The organism is Duganella sp. Dugasp78 (assembly GCF_059491455.1).
In genome coordinates this window covers 6,832,087-6,856,365 of the sequence record NZ_CP168506.1, presented here as the reverse complement: position 1 = coordinate 6,856,365, position 24,279 = coordinate 6,832,087, and the positions used below count along the sequence as shown (strand labels likewise).

The window sequence follows — 24,279 nt, the reverse complement described above, 5'->3', positions numbered from 1 at the left end:
TCATACGCCCAGCGGGGAGCCCAAGATCATCAAGCCGATGATGAGCACCGTGCCGACCGTCACCGTGGACGCCGCCGCCTGCTGCTGCTGTTCCCGTGTCATCGGCGCCAGGTGCGGCAGGTGCGGTCTCCAGCCGCGCTCGTACTCGGGCTCTTCTATGCGTACCCGGCGCCGCTCCTCGACTTCCACTTCCTTGGGCTGCGGCACCGGTACCGGGATCGGCCGCACGCCCAGGTGATACTCGATGATGCCGGGCGCCGTCAGCTGCAGGCCGATGTACACCCTGCCCATGGTGCCGGGCACCTCGATCGGCTCCAGGATGTCCGGATGCTGGGCCGCGATGTCGTACAGCGCCGTGCCGATCTGCGGCGTGACGCCGATGCCGATGCCGCTCTGGTCGAAATGCTGGACGTAGTTGGTCACCTGCTCGCTGTGCGAGGTGCCGGACGACGAGCCGCCCGGCTTGAGGTCATACACATGCGCCTCCAGCATCGAGACCGGCCCCACGCCCTGGGGCGGCACGAACACCGCCAGGTCGATGAAGCCGACGCTGCGGCCCGATTTCGAGCCGCCCACCTGGGTCGGCATTTCAATCGCGTTGGGGACGCCGTGCGCGAACAGGCGCGCCGACAGGATAGGCAGGACGATCAGGTGCACCGGCGTGCCGATGTTGGCGGTGTTGTCCGGCATGAAGAAGACGCCGGCCGCCTCCAGTTGCGTCTTGTCGGCCTCGGTCACGGTGCCCTCGACCGGGATTTCGGTCGAGGCGTCGGCGGACGATTGCGCGGCCGGATGGCTGTCCTGCCACAGCTGCGCCAGGTAGTCGATGGAATACGGCGACGGCGCCGCCGAGCTGAACTGCTCGAAGGTTTCGTATTGGCGCGGGTCCGGCGGATCGGTGCCGAGCGGATCGGTGAGCACCACCGGGCAGTTGCGCGAGTAGCGGTACAGGTTGGGGCCGTCGACCATCCCGGCCGGGTCCGGCGACGTCCAGCGCCCCAGCCACGGCGCGTAGTAGCGCGCTCCCAGGTAGTACAAGCCGCTTTCCTCGTCGCGCTCCTTGCCGGTGTAGCGGTAGCGTTTCGGCGCATCGGTCTGGCTGCGCACGGCCTGGTAAGTCGAGCTGCCGTAGGGCGAATATTCTTCGTACGAAATGATCTGCGCGCTGTCGTCCAGTTCCAGGCAGGCGCAGCGCAAATGATTGCCGAACTGGTAGCGGATCAGCTGCCGTGGCGCCTGGTCGTTGCCGGCCGTGTCGAGCGTGCGCGTCTCCACCATGGCCACGCGCTGTTTGTCGTCCATCACGTGCAGCGTCTCGCGCTCCAGCGTGGCGTCGCCCTTGTGCCGGCGGAAGATCTCGACATCGTTGAGGTAGATGCGCTCCTCGCGCAGGCCGGGCGCTTTGTCCCACACCTTGCGCACGCGCTGGCCCGATGCGTCGTAGGCATAGAAGGCGCTGCCGCCGCCGGGGTCGGCCTCGCGCAGCTGGTCCTTGTAGTCCCAGTGCAGGTTCGGCCCGGCCTGACCCTGGCCCAGGTGGGGCATGCTCAGCATGTTGCCGTGCAGGTCGTAACGATAGGCTTCCGGCTGTGCGGCGCCTGGGGACGGGCGCAGCGTGGTGGCGCTGAGGCGGTTGCTGCTGCGGCGCGGCGCGCCATCGCCGCTGTCGATCAAACTCGCTTCGAGGTAGTCGTAGCCGCGCGTCCAGCCCGGATGCGCAGGATCGCCGCCCCGGTGCTGCATCTGCAGGATGTTGCCGGCGGCATCGTAGACGTAGCGCTCGATATACCTGCCCATGGCGTTGCCGTCGCCGGGATGCGGCAGGCCGACGCGGCCCGCGTCGTCGTGGCCGTGGGGGATGGCTGCGCCGCCCTGGCCCAGGTGCTCGCGGCCGCTGGCCTGCACCAGCTGGTACAGCGCGTCGTAGACGTAGTCGTTGTCCGGCTCGACCCGCCGGTTCCTGAAGTAGATGGTCTGCTGCGCCGCGTCCTGCAGGTGGGTGATGTTGCCGACCGGGTCGTAGGTGTAGCGCAGATTCTGTACCTGTCGGCCCGGCCAGCCGGCAAGCGGCGGCTGCGGATCGTCGCCGGGGAAGGCTTGCGCGTTGCGCCGGGTCTGCAGCCGGGTCAGCCGGAGGGTCAGCGGGTCGTAGCTGTAGCGGGTGCTGGCGCCGTTCTTGTAGACGATGCGCTGGCGCTGGCCCTTGGCGTCGTAATCGATGTTGGCGACGCCGACCGGCGACGGCGCCACCTCGCCGGGGTCCAGCAGCGCGGCGGGCTCGGCGGCGTATTCCAGCCAGACGTCGACCCGCTCCAGCAGACTGGCCGCGTTGTAGACCGGCTGGATCACATGCAGACGGCGCGGCTGCCCGGCGCGCTCCAGGCTGCTGTGCGGCGCGATCGATTGCACCGGACGATTGAGGGCGTCGTAGCGCGAGCTTCCCTCGAACGACTCGGCGTCCAGTTGCGGCTCGGCCGGCTGCCGCCAGTCCGGTATGGCCTGGTAGTCGCGGGCCAGGCGGCGCGTGCTGCACAGCAGATTGCCCTTGAAATCGTAGGCCTGGTCGGGCTTGCCGTCGCTGTCGAGGCGGGCATTGATGGCCACGCCGGCGGCATCGAAATGCCGGTAGACGCGGGTGCGCAGGTTGAGCGCTTCGGCGTCGGCCAGCGTTTCGCCGTACTCGATCCGTTCGACCACCAGCTCGTGCTGCAGGGTGCGCGGGTCGGCATCCGTGGCGGTGCCGTGCGCGGTCTGCTCCACCGGACGGCGCAGCGCGTCGTAGCGCACGGTGAAGTCATGGCCGCGGCTGTCCCAGGCGCGGATAGGCTTGCCGGTGACGTCGTTCAACATCCAGCGCGCGCCGGCCTCCATGCTGCGCTGGCGGATGCGGTTGCGCAGCATGTCGTAGTCGTAGCGCATGACGACGCGCTGTTCGGCCGCGCCGGTTGGCAGGTGCTGGACCGGCAGCCGGCGCTCGTCGAGCGCGGCGCGCTGGTTGCCTTCGATGTCCAGTTCGACTCGGACGATGAAGCGCTCCTCGGTGCCGTCGAGCTCGTGGCCGGCGCAGACCACGCGGTTGCGCGCCAGCGTCAGGAAGGGCCGGCCCAGGACGTCGAAGCAGGCGCTGGTCGGCGTGTCGGCGTGGGCGGCCGCGCGCCGGGCGGCGTCGCGCTCGTGCCGGCCGAGGTCGCCATCGGCGCGCTGCGCGTACCAGGTCGCCCAGCTGGCCGGCTGGGTGGCGAAGTAGTCGGCGACATAACCGCCGATGTCCGGGTCGGTACGCGGGTCGCCGGTCTGCGCGTTGCGCGCCGCGCAGGTGTCGTTAACATCGTAGGTGGTTTGCTGCCACGAATCGAAGACCGCCTTTTCGTACGAGTGGTTCGGGTGCAGCGTCGCCACCACCCGTCCGGCTGGATCGTAGAACAGCACCGGGCTGACGCCGCGCTGCACGCCGAATTCGAAGGCGTCCGTGGCGCTGAAGAAGGGCTCGTACTGGCGTACCGGCTTGCCCTTGTTGTTGAAGATGGTCCAGCCGCTGCCGACCCAGCGCGGATCGGCCACCGGACCGCCGTCGGCCAGCGGGCCGGGCTCGGCCTGGATCTTCTTCTGGATCTCGCGGCCGAAGCCGTCGGAATAGGAGAGGGCGAGCTGGATCCTGAGCCCGTGCCTGGGCTGCGGTGCGTGCACATGCGTCTCGCGCACCAGCGTTGCGGCGCAGACCGGCCGCCATTGCGCCACGTCGTCGGGATGCGCGCGCCGGGTGCGGCGGAAACGGTCGAGGTCGTAGATAACGCGACTGGAGGCGCCGCGCAGCAGGGCCGCTGCCTGCGCATGCGGGTCGGTGGCGTCGAAGAAGGCGTCGAGCTGGGCCTGCGTCAACTCGGTGGCAAAGCCTTCGAGCGTATCGCCTTCGGCCTGCGCCGGCGCGGGCTTGCCCATGAGGGCGGTGCCGGCCACCAGGCCCAGGATGTCGAAGGCGACGGCGGTCCGATTGCGGTTGGGATCGCTTACCAGGCGCGGTTGCAGGACCCGGTAGTCGTTGATGTCCGCGCTGGTGCGGTTGCCGAGCGCGTCTCGGACTTCGGCCGTCAGCAGGTCGTTGGCGTCAAACATGACCACGCTGTCGTTGCCGAACGGGTCGCGGTAGCGGCGCGGCAGATAGAAGTGGCGGCGCGCCTGGGCCGCTTCGGCGGCCGGGTTGTCGTCGGCGGCCGCGCTGAAGAAGGCGCGGCCGGACGGCAGCCACCAATGATCGTCGGCATCGCCAGGCGGGAAGCGGCCGTCGGCTTTCAGCGCCTGGCTGGGCAGGTAGCCGCCGGCGTCGCCCAGCACGGCGGGCGGATCGGGCAGCAGCACGTCGGGCGGCTGGTCTGCGCGCGGCCGCTGGAATACCTGCGCCAGCAGGCCGGGGGTGAACGCGAGCTGGTAGCTTTCCCCTGCCAGCGCCAGCGGTGCCATATGGCCGAGCGGCAGCAGGCCGTCCAGATCGTCGCGGCGGTAAAGCGTGCGATGCCACTCGACCGGCCGGCGGCGCCGCGCGCCTTCGGCGGTGGCCTCGTAGGGAACGTCGGGCGCATTAAACTTATGCCGCAATTGCCCGGCGGCGCCGGGTGCCGGTTCGACGAAATCCGCCGCCTGGTAGCGATGCACCTGATTGCCGGGGCCGGTGGCCGGGCCGCTGGGTGTATAGCCAGTCAGCTCGTAGGTGACGGTCTCGCACGGCAGCGGGTTGCGATGCGTGTCGGCCGATTCGATCGCGTTGGTGACGCGGTTTTCGGTGTAGGTGAGCAGGGCGGTGGTTTGCCTTGCGCGGTCGTGCTCCGACAACTGCGCAAGGCCGGGATTGTTCTCCAGTCCGGCCCGGCCGCAGCCATCGGCGGTGCGGATGCGGGAACGGCGCCCGTAGCTGACGTTGGCCTGCTTGAGCACGTTGCCGTAGATGTCGGCCTCCAGGGTCAGCGTGTGCTGGATGCGGGGATCGGCCGGGTTGCGTTCGTAATACAACTGGATCGCCTCGCGCGCATGCGTGCAGAAAACCGCATGGCGGTTGCCTCCCTTGCGCTGCAAGATGCGCACGGTGAAGTTTTGTTCGGTGACGGAATAGGGCGTGCGGGCGCGCCGGCGCTGTTCCGGCGTGGCGTCCGGGCCGGCGTCGTCGGCGTAGATCTCCTGGCGCAGCATGGTGCCCTTGAGCGCGCGGCAGGCTTCGCGCTCTTCCTCCAGGCTCAGGCCCTCGGGCAGCACGGTGTCGGGCAGCAGCAGGCCGCCGGCCTCAAGGTCGTCGAGCCCCGGTTCGCGGAAATATTCGCCGTGGTCGCTGCCGTTAAGCAAGCCGGCGAAGTAGCGGGCGATATGGCCGCGACCCAGGCAGGCACCGGTGTGGAACCAGGTCTTGCTGTGCACCGGCGGCACCTGCGGGGTGGCGTCGTGCTGCGCTGCCGGCGCGGCGCCGCCGCTTAGAGCCGCGATCTGTTCCGTGTCCCACTGCTCCACCATGGCGAAACCGCGGAACTCGCGTTCTTCGCCGTCGAAATAGCCGTGGTGATAGGCAAAGCGCGTGCTGAGGCGGTTCCTGCCGATATGGTCGTAGCTGTCGACGCGCTCGACCACATGCACCGGGAAGGGCAGGCGGGTGATCCAGGGCTTGCCGTCGCGTTTGTCCTGGAGATAGAAGCGGGTCGACGGCGCGTAGCTGATGCGGGTTTCGGCGCCGAGGTTGTTGCTGACCTTGACCAGCAGATGCGGCTTGACGCCGCCCATCAGGTTGACGTAACGCATCGCCCGCGTGCCGTCGGCCGCCAGCGGCGACGACCACACCAGGCAGACGGTGCCGTTGCCGAGCAGGTCGAGCGGGACGATGTTGGCGACATCGTCAACGCGCGGGAACACCTTCAACTGATGGGCCTGGCTCCAGCTGTTGCCGGACTGGTTGAAGTACAGCCGCACCCCTTCGCGGTGCAGGTAGATGAGGTCGCTGGTGCCGCTGCCATCGATGTCGGCCAGGCGCAGCCGCGCCAGGTCGAAATGGTCCGGGTGGTCGAACCGGGGCGCGTGGTCCATGCTCACCTTGGCGCCGAAGCGGCCGTAGCCGAGGTTGGGCCAGTAGCACAGCTCGCCGTTGCGGATGCGGACGATATCGCTCAGGCCGTCGCCGGACAGGTCGGCCAGGAAGATGGACTGGCTGCCGTCGGCGAACACCACGCGCGGCCCGCTCTCCTCGTCGATGGCCTTGCCGATGCGCCGGGCCGGGCCGAAGCCGTCCTCGGCCAGCGAGGGATGCCAGGCCAGCGCCTCGTCCTCGGTGATCAGCAGGTCGGCGTGGCCGTCGCCATCCAGGTCGACCAGCCGGCTGTTCGGATCATGCGTGTCGCGGTTCAGGCGCGACCTGAACGGACGGAAGGGATGCCAGCCTTCGTGCTGGTCGTGCTCGTACAGACCGGGGCAGGGGCCGTCCATCACCACCAGGTCGGGCTGGCCATCGCCGGCCAGGTCCATCAGCTCGGCGCCGCTGTCGAGCGCGGCGTTGGGCGTGAGGGCCACGGTTTCCAGCGGCGCGAACCTGGCCGCCACGCCCGCGCCGTGCTCGGCAATTGGGCTCAGGTTGCGCTTGTAGAACCAGGCCCCCGCCTGTTCGGTGAGTATGCCGGGGATGCCTTCGCCATGCAGGTCGGTCCAGCGGTAGGCGCTGCCGTCCAGGCCGGAGGGAAGATTTTCCAGGCTGTCGGCAGGCACGTCCTCGACCACGTCCTGCACCTGCGGCACGGTGTATTCGAACTCCACCGGCGGCAGGCTGCGCTTGTCGTAGCCGTCGCCGTTGCGGCGATAGCCGGTCTGCGCCGCCGCCTGCAGAAAGCTCAGGACCTTGTTGCCGTTGCCGCCGGCGTGCGCGTCCCGGTAGTCGAGGTCGGTCGAGCGCACCAGGCAGTCGCGCCCCACCTCGGCCTCGCCTGGGAAGTGGTGGAACATCAGCACGCGCCGGCACAGGCGCAGCGTGCGCACCTCGAAGCCCGCCCGGTAGGAACTGAAGGGATCGGTGCGCAGCGGCCAGGGATGGACCGGGCGCCCGTCCGCATCGGCGGCCTGGTCGTCGCGCGGCGCCGGCGCGCCGCGGTCGTGGTCGCCGTAGTCGAAGACCACTTCGAACATCCAGCCGGGATCGGTGTTGTCGAGGAAGCGCGGCCGGCGTCCCGCGTGGTCGAGCAGTGGCGTGCGGTTGCCGTAATAAATGTGCTTGAGATAGCGGTTGGCGCCGCGCCGCGGGTCGTCGCGCGCGCCACGGTTGCGCTCATGGGCCAGGCTGAGATCCAGCGACTGGCCGTCTTCCGCCTTGTAGCGGTAGAGCATGGCGTTGCCCTTGTCGTCGCGGCTTTCGCAGATCAGCCAGGTGAAGATGCGGCGCGGATCGAGCGGATCGGCGATGCGCGCATTGCTGTCGAGGCCATACACCGTCAGGACGTTGTCCTTGGAGATGGAGCGCCAGTGCACGTCCTCCGGCGCGCCGCACCTGGTCCAGCGCTCGATGCGGGCATACAGGCCTTCGATGCGCGGCCGGTAGCGGCGCACGCGGTAGCCATCGATTTCATCCTCCAGCGGCGGGCCGGCGGCATCGTGGTTGCGCACCGGCACCAGGTCTTCCGCGCCGGAAAGGATGAAGACATCGGACTCGATGGCGTCCAGGTATTGGGGCAAGCCCTTGTCGGTCTTGCGGGTAATCGACGGCAGCGCCAGATTCCAGCCGAGGCCGAACGGGCCGTTGCCGGCGCCCGAGTCATACGACAGCGCCAGCTGCGGCCCGAACCCCGACCGGCCCGGACTGGTGGCGATGGGCACCGTCATCGAACCGGTGCCGGAGACCGGGTTGGTGCCGAACTTCTCGCCGATGCCATGAATGGCGCCGCCGCCCTTGGGCAACTGGATCGCCGGAGTGCGATCCGCGGAAGGCTTTTGTGCGTCCTGGGACTCCATCGCGCATCACCTTGCTGGTCCCCACGCAACCATTGTAGATATACGGAAATTCATCGCGCACTCTCCTTTGGATGGGTAGGCACTGCGGACATATTAGCTGCTATCTCAGCCAATATTCTCTCCAATATTCACTGGATGATTTGTGGCGTATCAGTGGTCGGATGTTGACGCGGCATGCAAAAAGCAATTAACCTGTATAAAGGGTATTTGACAGATACTTGCCACACGGGTAGTCTTTTGATCATGAAACAAATCCTATCGCTCGCCAGGCAACTGGGACCCGTGCTGCAATCGGCCCGCAAGGCCGCCGGCCTGTCGCAGACGGAACTTGCGCAACGCATCGGCATGAGCCAGAGCCGCGTCTCGGCGATGGAACTGGATCCGGGCTCCATCCAGGTCGAGCAGCTGCTGATGCTGCTCGCGGCGCTGGGGCACGAGGTGATCGTGCAGCCGAAGCAGGCCATGGTCGCGGAGGCTGCCCCAGCCTCGCCGGACTGGTAAGCCGTGGGGCGCACATCTCATACGCGGTCCTTGTCGGTGTGGAGCAACGGCGAGCGGGTCGGCACCTGGACCATGCCGACGCGCGGCGCGACGCAATTTCTTTACGATCGGGCCTGGATGGCGTCGGCGCTTGGACGGCCGTTGTCGCTGTCGCTGCCCTACACCGGCGACCAGCCTTTGCGTGGCGACGCCGTCCGCAACTTCTTCGACCATCTCCTTCCCGATAGCGCGTCCATCCGCAAACGGCTGGCGTCGCGCTACCAGCTGCCGTCCGTTGACGCCTTCGATTTATTGCGGCAGATCGGCCGGGACTGTGCCGGCGCCGTGCAGTTGCTGGGGGAGGACGAGGCGCCCACCGGCGTCAAGCGCATCGACGGCAGTCCGATGTCGGAGCACGATGTCGAGCGGCATCTCATCGGGTTGACGGAGCGCGGCGGCCGGGACGATCTGCGCATCGCGCTTGCCGGCGCGCAGGAAAAAACCGCGCTGCTGTGGCATGACGGCGGCTGGCTCCGGCCGCACGGCTCGACGCCCACCACCCACCTGCTGAAGTTGCCGTTGGGGCAGGGCGGCCGCCCCCAAACGGACCTGACGGCATCGGTCGAGAACGAATGGCTGTGCATGAACCTGTTGGCGGAATTCGGCCTGCCGGTCGCGCGGACCGCCATCCTGAATTTCGGCAGCCAGAAGGTGCTCGGCGTCGAGCGCTTCGACCGCAAAATGCACCCGTCCGGAAAATGGATCATGCGCTTGCCGCAGGAAGACCTCGGCCAGGCGCTGGGCGTGCCTGCGCACTTGAAGTATGAACGCGATGGCGGTCCGGGCCTGCCGGACCTCGCCGCGGTGCTGCGCGGCTCCGAGCGCGCGGAGGAAGACCTGACGACGCTGCTGACCAGCCAGGTGCTGTTCCGGCTGCTGGCCGCGCCGGACGGCCACGCCAAGCGCTTCAGCATCCGCCTGTTGCCGGGAGGGCGCTACGCGCTGGCGCCGCTTTACGGCGTCAGGTCGACCTGGCCCGCCAGGAGCCGGCACCATCGCTTCCCGGACCCGTGGCCGCGACACTTCATCAGTACTGCCGCCCCGGGTTTTCCTCGGGCCGATGCGGAACAGCTTGTCGAGCGCGTGCTGGCGCGCACCGGTGCCGCGCTTGAGGCGGTCGCTGCGCGGCTGCCGTCGGGGTTCCCGGCGCGGGTCGCCGAGCCGGTCTTTGCAGGCGTCGCGCGCAGCGCCAGACAATTTAGCGCCGGGTTGTAACAATCTGTAATCCCTTTTTACGTTCGCCGGGCAGCTTCTGCCTGCTCAAGCCCCACGGCAAAATAATTACATATTTAGTATGTGAAATTTTCCATATTCATCGCAAAAATTCTGTCACTTCCCGAAGTAATCATATATTTTTGCAATGCTTAAGAAACAATTAAGTTTTCAGTTTTTTTACATCAAAGTTTGCATTTGTTGCTTTTAATGCAAAAAGCGCTTTGATCGTTGACACCCCCTTTTCCCCTATGTTTTTATGTGGGCCGATCCTGCCTGTCTATACATTGCAGAGTCGACACCGAGTTCGCCGCTGGGCGAGAAACGAGATTGGCGTCAGGCCAGCCATTTCAAACGCCGCCGTCACAGGGCGTGAAGCGTTCTATTTTTAAAATTGGGATCAAACATGACAACAGAAAAAATTCTCTCGCGCTCGCTGCGCCTGATGTTCTCCGGCACGGTGATGCTGGGACTGGGCACCGCCGCCGTAGCCCAGGCACAGACCGCCGCCGACGCGCCGTCGATGCAGCGTGTTGAAATCACCGGCTCGTCGATCAAGCGCGCCCAGGCCGAAGGCGCGTTGCCGGTGCAAACCGTGACCCGTGAAGATATCCAGAAAATGGGTGTCACCTCGACCGAACAGCTGCTCGCCTCGATCAGCTCGAACACCCAGGTAGGCGCGGTCAACGCGGCCCAGGGCGTGGGCACCTCCACCTACGGCCTGTCCTCGGCCAGTCTGCGCGGCATTGGCGCCAGCAAGACCCTGGTCCTGGTCAACGGCCGCCGCCTGGCCAACTACGCCACCGACGGCACCACGGTCGACATCAACGCCATTCCGCTGGCCTCGGTCGACCACGTCGAAGTGCTGAAGGACGGCGCCTCCGGCGTGTACGGCTCCGACGCGATCGGCGGCGTGATCAACTTCATCCTGCGCAACAACTTCAACGGCGTCGAAGTGAGCGGCTACGGCAGCGGCACCAAGGACGGCGGCGGCGGCAACACCAAGGCCTCGATCATCGCCGGCTGGGGTGACTTCGATTCGGACCGCTACAACATCACCGTGTCGGCCGACGTCGGCAAGGACAAGCAGATCCTCGGCAGCCAGCGCGGCTATGCCAACAAGGCGTGGAACGACAACGGCCTGCGTGAAGCCAGCGCCACCAACAGCGGCAACATCAACACCTTCGATCCCTACACCGACCCGAACGCGGGCGGCGTGATTCCGCACCGCCTGAAATCGATCGGCGACCCGCTGGGCAATCCGCTGAGCGACAACAACGGCGCCAATTGCGCCCAGAACGGCAGCACCTTCGACGCCAACACCGGCAGCTGCCGCTACAATCCGGCGCCGCTGGTCGCGCTGATGCCCGAGGTCAAGCGCGTCAACGTCGCGGCCAGCCTGCGCTTCAAGCTCAACGAGAACAATGAGGCGTTCGTCGAAGGCTTCCACTCGCAGCAGAAGACCATCACCCTGGCCCAGCCGTCGCCGTACAACACCAACTTCCTGAAGGATGACCTGGCGTTCCAGAAGGCCGACGTCTATCCGGCCATCATCATGCAGCCGAGCAGCCCGTACTACCCGACCAGCTTCCTGGCCGGCACCGACGCGGAAGGCAAGCCGGTCACCGTCAGCTATCGCGCCTTCGACGGCGGCAATCGCCTGCACGAGGATCTGGCCAAGCTGTCGCACCTGGTGATCGGCATGCGCGGCACCATCAAGGGCTACGACTACGATGTGGCCTACGTCCACAATGTCAGCGACGTCAGCGAGAGCACCCAGGACGGCTACCAGTCGCAACTGGCGGTCGCCAAGCTGCTGAGCAACAACAACGCGTTCAATCCGTACGCGGCGACCCAGACCCCGGCGCTGGCCGCGCAAATCCGCGCGACCAACTACAACGGTCCGATGATCAACTCGCAGCTGAGCAATGACGCGCTGCAGGGCCGCATCTCCGGCGACCTGTACCAGCTGCCGGCCGGCATGGCCAAGTTCGCGGTGGGTGGTTCGATCAGCAACGAGAACCTGAACCTCAATCCGAGCGCGGCGTACCAGTCGGGCGACATCGCCGGCTACGGCGCCCAAGTCTTGCCGTTGTCGGCATCGCGCCACTCGTCGGCGCTGTTTGGCGAATTGAACGTGCCGATCCTGAAGGAGCTGGAAGGCGATCTGGCGGTGCGCACCGACAAATTCCCGACCGCGACCTCGACCAATCCGAAGATCAGCTTCCGCTATCAGCCGCTGTCGCAGCTGCTGGTGCGCGCGTCGTATGGCCGCGGCTTCCGCGAGGCGGCCTTGCCTGAGCTGTTCAATCCGCAGACCTTCGCCACCAGCGCGACCTTCACCGATCCGGCCACGAAGACCTCCGGCCAGTACACCCAGGTGACGGGCGGTAACACGCAACTGAAGCCGGAGAAGTCCGAGCAATCGTCGATCGGCCTGGTCATCGATCCGGTACCGGGCCTGTCGTTCGCGGTGGACTACTGGAAGATCAACGTCAGCAACCTGGTCACCACGCTGGACCCGCAACTGATCGTGCGCCAGGCGTTTGCCGGCAATCCGCAGTACACCGGCCTGGTGCAGCGTGACGGCTCGGGCGCCATTTCGCAGATCACGGCGACCAACCTGAACGCCGGCGGCATGAAAACCGAAGGCGTCGACCTGGACGCGCGCTGGCGCATCGCCAAGACCGACAACTACGGCACCTTCAACGCGCACCTGAACGGCAGCTACACCAGCAAGTTCGACCAGACCTTGCCGGACGGTACAGTCCAGCCTAGCGTGGCGCACACCATCGACGCCCAGGGTAATCCGTTGAACGCGGTCAGCGCCGGCGGCATCATCTTCCGCTGGAAGCACCAGCTGACCCTGGACTGGAAATATAAAAACTGGGGCGCCGACCTGACCCAGAACTTCCAGTCCGGCTACTACGATGCGGCGCGCGCCGACGCGGTTCCCGACGCAGTCACCGGGGCAGTGCCGGCCGTGCATATCGGCGCCTTCTCGACCTGGGATGCGCAAGTGTCCTATGCCGGTCTGGTCAAGGGCCTGAACCTGCGCGCCGGCGTGAAGAACCTGTTCAACCGCAAGCCGCCTGAGGCGATCACCCTGGGTAACTACTTCCAGGCTGGTTACGATCCGACCTACTACGATCCGCACGGTGCGACCGCTTACGTGAGCGCCACCTACGCCTTCTAAGTTCGCCGCTGCGAGATGATCGCATCGCACCCTGTAAGCCGCCCGGCTTACAGGGTGTTTTCATTTGAGCGCCGGACGCCGAGAAAACTGATGGCGGCGCCCAGCGCGAGCGCCATGCCCGCCAGCAGCAGCGCCACATGCATGCCCGCCGGCAGCCGTGCCGCGCCGCCCGCGACCAGCGATCCGAATACGCCAACACCGATCACGCCGCCTGTCTGGCGCGCCGCGTTCAGCACGCCGGATGTGATGCCGGCACGCTGCTGCTGCGCGCTCGCGAGCACGGCCGACGTCATGGCCGGCACCGTCAACGCCACGCCGACGCCTGCCGTCAGCAGCGGACCGATGATCAGGCCGTAAGCCGTACCGCTGTCGATGCCGCTCAGCGCCAGATAGCCGCAGGCGGCCAGCGCTTGCCCCGTCACCATCGGCAGCCGCGGCCCGTGGCGCGCCGCCAGCCGGCCGGAAATCAAATTGGCGACGGTGACCAGCGCCGTCATTGGCAGGAAGGCCAATCCGGTCTGCAACGGCGAGTAGCCCTTGGCCGACTGGAAGAACAAGCTCAGCACGAACATCAGTCCGTAGTAGGCGAAGTTGGTCAGCAGTCCGACCAGGCAGGCGGCGCTCACCGCCGGCGAACGGAACAAGGAAAGCGGCAGCATGGGATCGGCGCCCCTGGCCTCGACCAGCAGGAACAGCGTCCCGGCCGCCAGCATGCAGGCAAATCCCGACAGCACCAGCGGATGCGTCCAGCCCAGCGCGCCGCTCTCGACGAAACCGAGGGTCAGGCCGCCCAGCGCCAGCACCGCCAGCGCTTGCCCGGCGAGATCCAGCCCCCGCTCCGGCGTTTGCGTGCCTGCGGGCGCGTGGGCCAGGATCAGCCAGATAGCCGCCAGCCCCAGCGGCAGGTTGAGCAGGAAGATGCCGGGCCAGCCGAAGCGGTCCACCATGACGCCGCCCACTACCGGCCCGGCGGCCAGCGCCAGGCCGCCCACGCCGGCCCAGATGCTGACGGCGCGCGCGCGGGCGCCGGCATCCGGGAAGCTGGCGGTGAGCAGCGCCAGCGAGGTCGGCACGCACAGCGCGGCGCCCAGCCCCTGCGCCACGCGGCCGGCGATCAGCGTGCCCAGGCCGCCCGCCATGCCGCAGGCCAGCGACGCCGCCGTGAACAGCGCGCAGCCCGTGACGAAGATGGCTTTGGCGCCGTATCGGTCGCCCAGCGCGCCGGCCGTCAGCAGCAGGCTGGCGAACACCAGGGTGTAGGCATTGACGATCCATTGCAAACCGGTGACGCTGGTGCCGAGCACCGCCTGGATACTTTCCAGTGCGACGTTGACCACGGTGACATCGAGGATGACGAGGGCGAAGCCCAGGCTGGCGGCAAGCAGGGTCAGGTTGGCCGAGACGGCGCTGGGCGGCTGTAAAGAGGAGGGCATCGGCACGGGTCCATGAGATGGGTTACGGTCATCTCATTGTATTGGCTATAAAAATTATATAAACTGCCATTTTGTTTGTTGACTACCTGGGAAATATTGGTAATGGATATCGTCAAGGCAATGAGCATCTTTGTCCGTGTGGTCGATACGGGTAGTCTCACGGCGGCGGCGGCCGAATGCGGGCTGTCGCCCACGATGGTGGGCAACCATTTGCAGGCGCTGGAAGACCGGCTCGGCACGCGCCTCATCAACCGCACCACGCGGCGGCAAAATCTGACCGAGTTCGGCAAGGCTTATTACGACCGGTGCATGGAGATCCTGGGCCTGGTCGAGGATGCCGACGCGCTGGCCCTCGATACCCAGACCAGTCCGCGCGGGCGGCTGCGCATCACCGCTGCGGCGACGTTCGGCACCGAATGCCTGGTGCCGGCGCTGGCCGACTATACGGCGCGTTATCCGCAAGTGAATCTCGACCTGGTCATCACCGACGCCGTGGTCGATCTGGCGGAGGATGGTTTCGAGGCGGCCGTCCGCCTGGGGACGCCGCACGGCCCCGACCTGGTCGCCCGTCCGCTGGCGCCGTACCGGTTGATGATGTGCGCGTCGCCGGCCTATCTGGCGGCGCGTGGCGCGCCGCGGCGGCCGCAGGATCTGGCCGCACACGACTGCCTGGCCTACAGTTATCCGGCGCGCTCCGAGTGGCGCTCGGCGCAGGCGGCCTGGCGCATGAACGGACCCGAAGGGGAGGTCAGCGTGCCGGTCGCGGGCCGGGTGCGGATCGACAGCGCGCAAGCCTTGCGGCAGGCGGCGCTGGCCGGCATGGGCATCGTCATGCTGCCCGAAATCATGGTGTCGGCAGCGATGGCGGGCGGCCAGCTGGTCCGCGTGCTGCCGGCGTACGCGGCGCCGGTGCGCCCGCTGAACCTGGTCTATTTGCGCGATCGCCGCATGTCGCTCAAGCTGCGCAGCTTCGTCGATTTCGTGGTGGAGCGCTTTGCGTGATGAGCGCGCGTGAGTTGTGGTACTTTCATTACTTTATTCCGGGAGGGGCTATGCACAGGTGTCGTTGGTGGATAACGTTGTTGCTCGCGGTCTGCGGTGGCGCCTGGGCCGAGGGCCAGACCTTCCGCATACCCACCCGTCCCGGCGTCGAGGCCAGCGTCTACTGGGAAGCGCAGGAGGGCGCCCAGGCCACGGTGTTCCTGCTCACCGGCGGCAACGGCGGCTACGGCTCCGTGGTCGACGGCAAGCCGACCAGCCATAACTTCCTTGCCCGCAGCGTGGCGCTGTTCCTGGCCGACGGTTTCAACGTCGCCATCTTCGGCCTGCCCAGCGACACCCCCGCGCTCGACTACAGCGACCGCGTCAACCCCAAGCACCTGGCCGACGTGCGCGCCGCGCTGGACTTCGTGCGTAGCAAGAGCCCGGCGCCGGTGTGGCTGGTCGGCACCAGCCGCGGCACGGTGTCGGCCACCTACGTCGCCATCAACAGCGTGGACGATCCCGGCATCGCCGGCCTGGTGCTGACCTCCAGCGTGACCGCCTTCAAGAAGCAGGGCGCGGTGCCGTCGCAAAACCTGGCCGCGCTGAAACTGCCGGTGCTGGTGGTGCACCACGCCAGCGATGCCTGCCCGGTCTGCCGCCCCTACGAGGTGGACCTGATCATGAAGGGCCTGAAAAACGCGCCGCTCAAAAAACAACTGATGATCACCGGCGGCGCCAACCCGACCGGCGACCCGTGCGAGAGCTACCACTACCACGGCTACGTCGGCCAGGAGAAGGAAGTGGTCGACCAGATGGCGTCCTGGATGCACCATCCTGCCAATTGATGATTTGACATCAACACTGGCGCGCCCGATAATCGACGCTCCGCCATATGCCGAGACGAGCCCATGGGTACCGCGATAGACAATACCGAAGTGCTGAAAGACTGGTTCCTGCGCAGCGGCGTGCACACGCCGCTGCACACCTGCATCGGTCCCTTGCCCAGCTCCAAAGCCTCGATCGTGCGCTGGACCAGCAACCAGCCGGACGCGATGATCCAGACCATCAGCTCGCACCCCAACGATTACCGCATCGCCATCATGCTGGAGCCGGTCGACGCCCGCATCTGGCTGCACGGCCAGCCGGTGTGGGGCGGGGTGATCGCGGCCGAGCGCTTCCGCATCTGTCCGCCCAGCGGCTCCAGCCAGTGGAGCCGCCTGAGCAGCTGCGACATCGTCAACCTGTTCGTTCCGGCCGCGCTGGTCGACAACCTGAACGCGCAGCGCGAAACCCCGCTGAGCCTGGGCGCCCAGCAATTCACCTCGGACCGCCATGTGATGGAACTGGTGCGCCGCATGCTCAACGGCGAGGCCATGGCCGGGCCGCTGCAATCGCAGTACTGCGACGGCCTGATGGTGGCGCTGCTGAGCTATCTGCTGGAGCACTACAGCCGGCCGGCCACGGCGCCGCAATCGAGCACCCTGGGCGGCGGCCGCCTGCGGCGCGTGCTGACCCACATGGGCGCCAACCTGGCCACCGGCGTCAGCAACCGCGACCTGGCGGCGCTGTGCGGCATGAGCGAGGCGCATTTCTCGCGCGAGTTCCACCTGGCGCTGGGCCTGCCGCCGCACCGCTACCTGATGAAGATGCGGCTGGAGCAGGCCCGCACCATGCTGCTGGCCGGCGGCCGGGCGATGGCCGACATCGCCGAGGCCTGCGGCTTCCACGACGCCAGCCATCTGTCGCGCACCTTCAGCCGCCATTTCGGCACGCCGCCCGCCAAGTTTCGCCAGCAGCGCGGCAATTAATCCTTCAGCAGCCGGCGCGAAAAACTCACCGCCGCCCCCAGCGCGGCGAAGCCGGCCGCCACCCACAGCGCGTACACGGTGCCGCGCGCGTCGGACAGCGTGAAGCAATACGCCACCAGCGCCGCGCCCGTGGCCTGGCCGCTCAGGCGGGCGGTGGCGACGATGCCGCTGGCGCTGCCGGAACGCGCACGCGGCGCGCTGCCCATGATGGCCTTCATGTTCGGCGCCTGGAAGAAGCCGAAGCCGACCCCGCACAAGGCCATGCGCCAGCCGATGTCGAGCACCGGGGCGCCGGCCGCCAGCCCGCTTAGCAGCAGCGCGCCGGCACACAGCAGCGCCAGGCCGATGCCGCCCAGCGTGCCGGCGTTGTAGCGGTCGCTCAGCCTGCCGGCCACCGGCCCCATCACGGCGACCAGCGCCGGCCACGGCGTCATCAGGAAGCCGGTGTCGATCGGCGAGCGGCCCAGCGTGCGCTCGAAGAAAAACGGCAGCGACACGAAGGCCAGCCCCTGCACCGCGAAGGTACAGAACGCCGTCAGCGCGGACAGCGCGAACATCGGATTGCGGAACAGGTCCACTGGCAGCAGCGGCGCCGCATGGCCGCGCTGGCGGCGCAGCAGCAGTACCCAGCACAGCGCCGCGCCGGCGACCTCGGCCGGCAGCCGCTGCGGCGCGTTGCCGTGTGCGGCGTCGCCCAGCGCCAGGACCAGCAGGCCGAAGGCGCCGACGTTGTACAGCGCCGCCGGCAGGTCGATCTGGTGCGTGGCGCGCGGCGTGTGCGGCAGCGCCTGCCAGGCGGCGCTCAGCGCCAGCAGGCCCAGCGGCACGTTGATGGCGAACAGCCACGGCCATGACGACAGCGACAGGATCAGCGAGGCCGCCGTCGGCCCCACGGCGAACGCCACCGCCACCACCAGCGCGTTGGTGCCGAAGCCCCGGCCCTGGCGGTCGGGCGGGTAGATGGCGCGTATCAGCGCGGTGCTGACCGCCATCATGGCGCTGGCGCCCAGGCCCTGCAGCAGCCGCGCCGCCACCAGCGACGGCAGCGACCACGCCAGCGCGCAGCCCAGCGAGGCGGTGGTGAATACCACCAGCCCGCCGAGGGCGACGCGGCGGTAGCCGGCGATCTCGCCCAGCGCGGCAAACGGCAGCAGCGTCGCCACCATCGCCAGCTGGTAGGCGTTGACGATCCACACCGACGCCGCCGGCGTCGCGTGCAGCTGCTGCGCCATGGCCGGCAGCGCGGTGTTGGCGATCGCCGTGTCCAGCGAGGCCAGCGCCACGCCGGTCATCAGCGACAGCATGGCCCACAGGCGCTCGGCCGGCGGCAGGCCGGCCTCGGCCGCGGCGTAGCCGCCCACCGCGCTCAATCCCGCACCACGCCGGATGGGCCGATGCGCTCGGCGTTGGGCACGTCGGACATGCGGATGCGGATCAGGTGGCGGCGCTCGTCCACATAGGTGGTGCGGCCGTGCAGCATGCGGTGGTTGTCGGCCCACAGCAGGGTGTCGGTGGCCAGCTGCTGCTTGAAGCGCGGCGCGCTGCGCTCGGCCACCTCGTTCATCAGGGCCAGCGCCGCCACCAGCGCCGGCGTGCTCAGGTCGGGCCGCACGGCCAGGCCTTTCTGGATCGCGTCGTAGCGCCAGCGCAGCGTGAAGCGGTCGCCGTCGCGGCGCGGCGGGCCGAACACCGGCGCCACGTGGTGCTCGATGGCGGTCTCGCCGGCGGCGTACACGGCCGGCACGCGGAATGGCACCGGCGCGCTGCGCAGCAGTTCGTAGGCCGCGCGGCCGGCCGCCGTTTGCTGCAGGGTCTGGTAGATGTCCTCGCTGTCGATCAGCAGCGAATGGCCGCCTTCGCAATTGGCCGCCTGCACCACGTACAGGATGAACTGCTCTTCCGGCATCGGGTAGAACGAGGAGTCGGTGTGCATGTCGGCGCTGCCGACGCGCTCGGAAAACGTGGTGAAGCGGGTGTCGCTGTGCGCGGCCGGCCGCGACTTGACGTCCCAGGCCACGCGGCCGGTGCACTGGTCGGTGGAGGTGGGGTAGCCCAGCATCAGCGTGATCGCATACAGGGCGGCGTTGCGGCGGTCTTCGCTCAGGCCGTGCAGGCCGAGACCGGTGATCGCCGCGCCGTTGCTGCCCAGGCCGCGCACCTGGCGCGTCAGCTGGCGCAGCGAGCTTATCTCGCCCAGTTCGGCGCGCAGGGCCACTTCTTCGGGATGGGCGTAAAATCCATTTTGATTAAAATCATCAAATCGGCAACTTAAAATCTCATAAATGATATTTAAATCATTTCCCCAGGATATATTAGCTGGCGCTATTGTGACATTCTCACTTTTTTCCATTACTTTGGACATAATCATTCCTTTTAATTAAAACAGTTGTCGCGCCGAAGTGGTGCGGATATTTTAAATCCGCATTAGAAATGGAACTGTTGTATTTGATGCGGAGTGGAAACTAAAATTAGCGACGTTGATATTGATAAATGCTTTGGAAACAATGTGTTGCGGATAGTCTACAAGACGAAAAGGCCGCGCATTTGCTGGATGTAACATGCGTTATGATTAACGCTGACCACTGGCACGCCGTTCCCAGTTACTAGCAAATTAAACGTTGAAGGACTAGCATTATGAAATGGTTTGATACGCTTCGTCTTGGACAAAAACTGGGTGCCGCATTCTCCACGGTATTGGCGTTGACGGTGCTGGTGGGGGTATTTTCTGTCTGGGAGATATCCCAGGTTAATAATACGGCCAAGCGTTTTTCGGCGCGCTGGATGCCCAGCATCCGGGTCATCGAAGACATCAAGTCGCAGATCGCGCGCATCCGCACCCGTGAGCTGCAATACATCATTTCGAACAGCCAGACGGACATGGACAAGTACGACCAGGTGATCGCCAAGGACCTGGTCGACCTGAAGAAAATGCAGGACGACTATGTGGTGTTGGCCAGCACCCCCGAGGAACAAGCCATGTACGGCAAGTTTGTCGACATGTGGGCGCGCTACATGGCGGAGGACGCCAAGATCCGCACCGCCGCCCGCGCCAACAACGACGAGCAGGCCAAGGCGCTGATCCGCGGCGAATCGAACAAGCTGATCGTGGCCCTGCGCGCCCAGGTCGACCAGCTGGTCGAGTTCTACACCGACGGCGGCAAGCAGGAGGCGGTCGACGGCGACCGCCGCTACGCGTCCTCGCGGCTGTGGATCCTGGCGCTGGTGGCCGGCAGCGTGGCGTTCGGCGCCGCCGGCGCGCTGCTGATCACGCGCTGGCTGACGCGCAGCCTGGGCGGCGAGCCCGATTATGCGACCGACATCGTCAGCCAGATCGCCGCAGGCGACCTCGGCGTGACGGTCGAGACCCGCGCCGGCGACACCACCAGCCTGCTGTTCGGCATGCGCACCATGCGCGACAACCTGGAGAAGATCGTCGGCGAGGTGCGCGGCGCCACCGGCGTGATCGCCAGCGCCTCCGGCCAGATCGCCGCCGGCAACCTGGACCTGTCCTCGCGCACCGAGCAGCAGGCCAGCTCGCTGGAGGAGACCGCCGCCTCGATGGAGGAGCTGACCTCGACCGTGCGCCACAACGCCGACAACTCGGCCCAGGCCAACCAGCTGGCCACCGTGGCCGCCAGCGTGGCGCAGAAGGGCAGCGCGGTGGTGGCGCAGGTGGTCGACACGATGGGCGCGATCAACACCTCGTCGCGCAAGATCGCCGACATCATCGCCGTCATCGACGGCATCGCCTTCCAGACCAATATCCTGGCCTTGAACGCGGCGGTGGAGGCGGCCCGCGCCGGCGAGCAGGGCCGCGGTTTCGCGGTGGTGGCGACCGAGGTGCGCAACCTGGCCCAGCGCTCGGCAGCGTCGGCCAAGGAAATCAAGGACCTGATCAGCGAATCGGTGGGCCAGGTGGACATCGGCAGCAAGCTGGTGGCCCAGGCCGGCGCGACCATGAACGAGGTGCTGGAAAGCGTGCAGAGCATGGCCGGCGTGATGGCGGAGATCACCCACGCCAGCCGCGAGCAGAGCGTCGGCATCGAGCAGGTGAACCAGGCCATTTCGCAGATGGACACGGTGACCCAGCAGAATGCCGAACTGGTGCAGCAGGCGGCGTCGGCCTCGCAGGGCCTGCAGGACCAGGCCGCCACGCTGTCGCAGCTGGTGAGCGTGTTCCGGCTCAAGGATGGCGCACGCGGCGGCCCGGTGGCGCCGGGGCGCTCAGCGCGCGCGGCAAAGTGGCCGGCGCTGAGCAGCGCGGCGCGCTAGCGCCGTGGTCAGCGCCCCACAGTTTGCACTGCGGCATGGGAATGCCAGCAGGATAGTACCAAAACAGCAGTCCTGTCCGTGACCTGAGCGCGGCGACAAAACACACTCCGTGACAGTTGCAGTATTTCATCAAACTGTCATACCACGGAGTATCTCATGTCGCCTATTCGCCCTATCGTTCGTGCCGTCGCGCTGTTGTGCGCCGGCGCGGTTCCCCTGACCGCCGCCGCCCAGGCCAGCGCTGAAAGCAGCAGCGGCGCGCCGCCGCGCGTGGAAGTGACCGGTTCGCGCATCAAGCGCGTCGACGCCGAAACCGCGTCGGCCGTGCAGGTTATCACCGCCGAGCAGATCGCCCGTTCGGGCGCCACCACCATCACCGACGTGTTGCGCGATCTGCCGGCCGGTAACACCGGCGGCTACACCACCGAGGGCACGCCCGGCCAGGCCTTCGGCTCGGCCGGCATCTCGTTGCGCGGCCTGGGCGCGGGCGCCACGCTGACCTTGATCAACGGCCGCCGCGTGGCGCCGTTCGGCTTCGGCTCGGCCTCGTTTGTCGACACCAATTCGATCCCGGTGGACGCCGTCGAGCGTGTCGAGGTGCTGCTGGACGGCGCCTCGGCGATCTACGGCGCCGACGCCATCGGCGGCGTCATCAACATCATCCTGCGCAAGAACTACGAGGGACTGGCGCTCCAGGTCTCCGGCGGCACCTCGGCCTACCACGACGGCAACACCGGCGACATCGGCCTGACCTACGGCAAGGGCAACCTGGCGCAGGACGGCTACAACTGGCTGCTGAGCCTGTCGCACCGCGACACCAGCCCGGTGCTGGTCAACGCCCGCCCGCGCACCCAGGACGCCGACTTCCGCCGCCTCGGCCTGGCCGACCGCCGCTCCTCGTTCTCCAGCAACGTCTACACCGCGTCCGGCACCACCGGCGGCAGCTTCCTCGGCATCATCGGCGACTGCCCGCCGCTGGTGGACGCCAGCTCGCCGCTCAACGGCCGCTGCATCAACGACAACACCGCCGCCGTCACGCTGCAATCGAAGAGCCAGCGCGACAACGTCTACAGCGCCTTGACCTACGACCTGGGGCAGGGCTGGGAACTGTTCGGCGACGCCGCGCTCAGCCGCAGCCGCCAAGCCTCCAGCATGTACAGCTACGCCACCAATTCCTACGGCGCCTACACCAACGACCTGCTCGACAAATACGGCCTGTACGGCAACGCGCCGGGCACCACCATCAGCTACCTGCTGCTGCCAGCCGGCCATCCGCAGAACAAATGGGGCAAGACGGTGGGCGTGCGCTATGTGTTCAACGACGTGCCGACCACCATCAGCAGCGAGAGCCGCAACATGCGCGCCACGCTGGGCGCGCGCGGCACGCTGGGCAAGTGGGACCTGGAAGGCGCGGCGATGTTCTCGCGCTCGCTGACCGACACCCGCTACCACGGCTACATCCAGGACAAGGTGCTGATCAACGAGGTGCTCGACGCGGACGGCCTGGTGCGCAACAGCTTCCTGCTGCACAACCCGGGCGGCAACGATCCGGCGCTGATGGCGCGCCTGTATCCGCAACTGGACAACCACGCCGACACCAGCACCAGCAGCGTCGACGTGCACGGCAACCGCGAACTGTTCGCGCTGCCGGGCGGCCCGCTGTCGATCGCCATCGGCGCCGAGTACCGCCACGAGCAATTCAACGCCACGCCGGATCCGCTGTTCACCGACGGCTCCATCCAGCTGATCGGCATGACCGGCTCCAGCGGCTCGCGCAGCGTGGCCGCCGCGTATGGCGAGCTGTCGGCGCCGGTGCTCAAGACGGTGGAGCTGAGCCTGGCCGCGCGCACGGACCGCTACAGCGATTTCGGCTCGGCCTTCACGCCCAAGGTCGGCGCCAAATGGAGCGCGCTGCCGCAGCTGGCCTTGCGCTCCACCTATGCCGAGGGCTTCCGCGCGCCGTCGCTGCCGGAGCTGCACGCCGGGAACTCCAACGGCTACACCAAGGTGCTCGATCCCAAGCGCTGCCCGGTGTTCAGCACCACCAACGACGATTGCGAACGCTACGTGGCCTATACCACCGGCGCCAATCCCGACATCCAGGCGGAAAAATCCAAGAGCGTGACGATCGGCTTCGTGGCCGAGCCGGTGCCGGGCTGGTCGCTGTCGGTGGATGCGTACAACATCAAGCGCCGCGACGAGCTGTCCACCATCAGCTCCACCTACCTGCTGGAGCATGAGGCGCAGTATGGCGACCGCATCGTGCGCAACCCGGTCAGCGGCAAGCTCGATCACCTGAGCCTGATCACGGCAAACCTGTCGTCCACCCAGACGCGCGGCGTCGACGTCGATGCGCGCGGCAGCTTCAGCGTGGGCGACTGGGGCCGCTTCTCGCTGAGCGCCAGCTACAACCGCATGAACAGCTACAAGAGCACCGACGTGCCCGGCAACGATCCGGTGGACTACGTCGGCTACTACGGCCTGCCGAAGAACCGCGGCCGCGCCGGCGTGGCCTGGGACCGCGGCCCATGGGACGCCAGCATCAACTGGAACTACGTGGGCGGCTATTTGCTCAAGAGTTCGCCGGACGCGGTCTGCTCGTTCGAGGCGGCCACGCCGCAGTATTGCGACGTCCACTCGTGGCTGACGGCCAGCGCCTACGTCAGCTACAAGGGCTTCCGCAACCTGGAGCTGTCGCTGTCGGTGCAGAACCTGGCCAACAAGGAAGCGCCGATGGACGCCAGCCAGATCCCTTATCTGCAAGGCTACGGCACTTCCTACCATAGCCAGCTGGGCCGCTACGTGCAGCTGACCGCCAACTACAAGTTCAAGTAATCAACCCAGGCGCCGGCCCTGTGCCGGCGCCGTC

Annotated in this window: 12 protein-coding genes; 8 read left to right on the top strand and 4 right to left on the bottom strand. The window is 67.1% G+C overall.

Annotated elements, in window-relative coordinates:
• Complete coding sequence (locus ACEN9O_RS30460; protein WP_495615507.1) at positions 1-7,911, bottom strand: SpvB/TcaC N-terminal domain-containing protein; 7,911 nt, start codon at positions 7,909-7,911, stop codon at positions 1-3.
• Positions 7,912-8,208: 297 nt separating this feature from the next.
• Between ACEN9O_RS30460 and ACEN9O_RS30455 the strand changes: the two genes are divergently transcribed.
• The 3 genes from ACEN9O_RS30455 to ACEN9O_RS30445 all read left to right on the top strand — a co-directional run bounded on the left by ACEN9O_RS30455 (position 8,209) and on the right by ACEN9O_RS30445 (position 12,913).
• Entirely contained in the window at positions 8,209-8,466 is a 258-nt protein-coding gene (locus ACEN9O_RS30455; protein ID WP_495615506.1) for a helix-turn-helix domain-containing protein, read from the top strand.
• A 3-nt stretch (positions 8,467-8,469) separates the two neighbouring features.
• On the top strand, positions 8,470-9,720 hold the full coding sequence (locus ACEN9O_RS30450; RefSeq protein WP_495615505.1) for a HipA domain-containing protein: 1,251 nt from the start codon (positions 8,470-8,472) through the stop codon (positions 9,718-9,720).
• Between the two features lie 403 nt (positions 9,721-10,123).
• Positions 10,124-12,913 carry a TonB-dependent receptor gene (locus tag ACEN9O_RS30445; RefSeq protein ID WP_495615504.1) on the top strand — a complete coding sequence of 930 codons (2,790 nt, stop codon included), beginning with the start codon at positions 10,124-10,126 and terminating at the stop codon, positions 12,911-12,913.
• 47 nt (positions 12,914-12,960) lie between these two features.
• On the opposite strand, the gene ACEN9O_RS30440 is transcribed toward ACEN9O_RS30445, so the two are convergent.
• Positions 12,961-14,346, bottom strand: coding sequence for an MFS transporter (locus ACEN9O_RS30440; RefSeq protein WP_495615503.1), 1,386 nt, complete (start codon positions 14,344-14,346; stop codon positions 12,961-12,963).
• A gap of 102 nt (positions 14,347-14,448) precedes the next feature.
• Between ACEN9O_RS30440 and ACEN9O_RS30435 the strand changes: the two genes are divergently transcribed.
• The 3 genes from ACEN9O_RS30435 (at position 14,449) to ACEN9O_RS30425 (ending at position 17,138) form a co-directional block, all read left to right on the top strand.
• Complete coding sequence (locus ACEN9O_RS30435) at positions 14,449-15,348, top strand: LysR family transcriptional regulator (protein WP_495615502.1); 900 nt, start codon at positions 14,449-14,451, stop codon at positions 15,346-15,348.
• Between the two features lie 80 nt (positions 15,349-15,428).
• Entirely contained in the window at positions 15,429-16,175 is a 747-nt protein-coding gene (locus ACEN9O_RS30430; protein ID WP_495615501.1) for an alpha/beta hydrolase, read from the top strand.
• 63 nt (positions 16,176-16,238) lie between these two features.
• Positions 16,239-17,138: a helix-turn-helix domain-containing protein gene (locus tag ACEN9O_RS30425; protein ID WP_495615500.1), complete on the top strand. Its 900-nt coding sequence runs from the start codon at positions 16,239-16,241 to the stop codon at positions 17,136-17,138.
• Here the strand turns inward: ACEN9O_RS30425 and ACEN9O_RS30420 are convergent.
• Both ACEN9O_RS30420 and ACEN9O_RS30415 read right to left on the bottom strand, forming a co-directional pair.
• Positions 17,135-18,442, bottom strand: a complete 1,308-nt coding sequence (locus ACEN9O_RS30420; protein WP_495618559.1) for an MFS transporter — start codon at positions 18,440-18,442, stop codon at positions 17,135-17,137. The two genes, ACEN9O_RS30425 and ACEN9O_RS30420, sit on opposite strands and share 4 nt — an antisense overlap.
• Positions 18,443-18,504: 62 nt before the next feature.
• Complete coding sequence (locus tag ACEN9O_RS30415; protein WP_495615499.1) at positions 18,505-19,353, bottom strand: TauD/TfdA family dioxygenase; 849 nt, start codon at positions 19,351-19,353, stop codon at positions 18,505-18,507.
• A 419-nt stretch (positions 19,354-19,772) separates the two neighbouring features.
• Here ACEN9O_RS30415 and ACEN9O_RS30410 point away from each other — a divergent pair, with 419 nt between their 5' ends.
• Positions 19,773-21,410, top strand: coding sequence for a methyl-accepting chemotaxis protein (locus ACEN9O_RS30410; protein ID WP_495615498.1), 1,638 nt, complete (start codon positions 19,773-19,775; stop codon positions 21,408-21,410).
• 156 nt (positions 21,411-21,566) lie between these two features.
• The gene (locus ACEN9O_RS30405; RefSeq protein ID WP_495615497.1) at positions 21,567-24,245 is read left to right on the top strand and encodes a TonB-dependent receptor plug domain-containing protein; all 2,679 of its coding nucleotides are present in this window, start codon (positions 21,567-21,569) and stop codon (positions 24,243-24,245) included.
• The last annotated feature ends 34 nt before the right edge of the window (positions 24,246-24,279 follow it).

Coding starts and splice junctions, on each gene's coding strand:
- ACEN9O_RS30405 (WP_495615497.1), top strand. CDS start 21,567: ATGTCGCCTATTCGCCCTATCGTTCGTGCCGTCGCGCTGTTGTGCGCC.
- ACEN9O_RS30420 (WP_495618559.1), bottom strand. CDS start 18,442: ATGCTGTCGCTGATGACCGGCGTGGCGCTGGCCTCGCTGGACACGGCG.
- ACEN9O_RS30455 (WP_495615506.1), top strand. CDS start 8,209: ATGAAACAAATCCTATCGCTCGCCAGGCAACTGGGACCCGTGCTGCAA.
- ACEN9O_RS30425 (WP_495615500.1), top strand. CDS start 16,239: ATGGGTACCGCGATAGACAATACCGAAGTGCTGAAAGACTGGTTCCTG.
- ACEN9O_RS30440 (WP_495615503.1), bottom strand. CDS start 14,346: ATGCCCTCCTCTTTACAGCCGCCCAGCGCCGTCTCGGCCAACCTGACC.
- ACEN9O_RS30410 (WP_495615498.1), top strand. CDS start 19,773: ATGAAATGGTTTGATACGCTTCGTCTTGGACAAAAACTGGGTGCCGCA.
- ACEN9O_RS30445 (WP_495615504.1), top strand. CDS start 10,124: ATGACAACAGAAAAAATTCTCTCGCGCTCGCTGCGCCTGATGTTCTCC.
- ACEN9O_RS30435 (WP_495615502.1), top strand. CDS start 14,449: ATGGATATCGTCAAGGCAATGAGCATCTTTGTCCGTGTGGTCGATACG.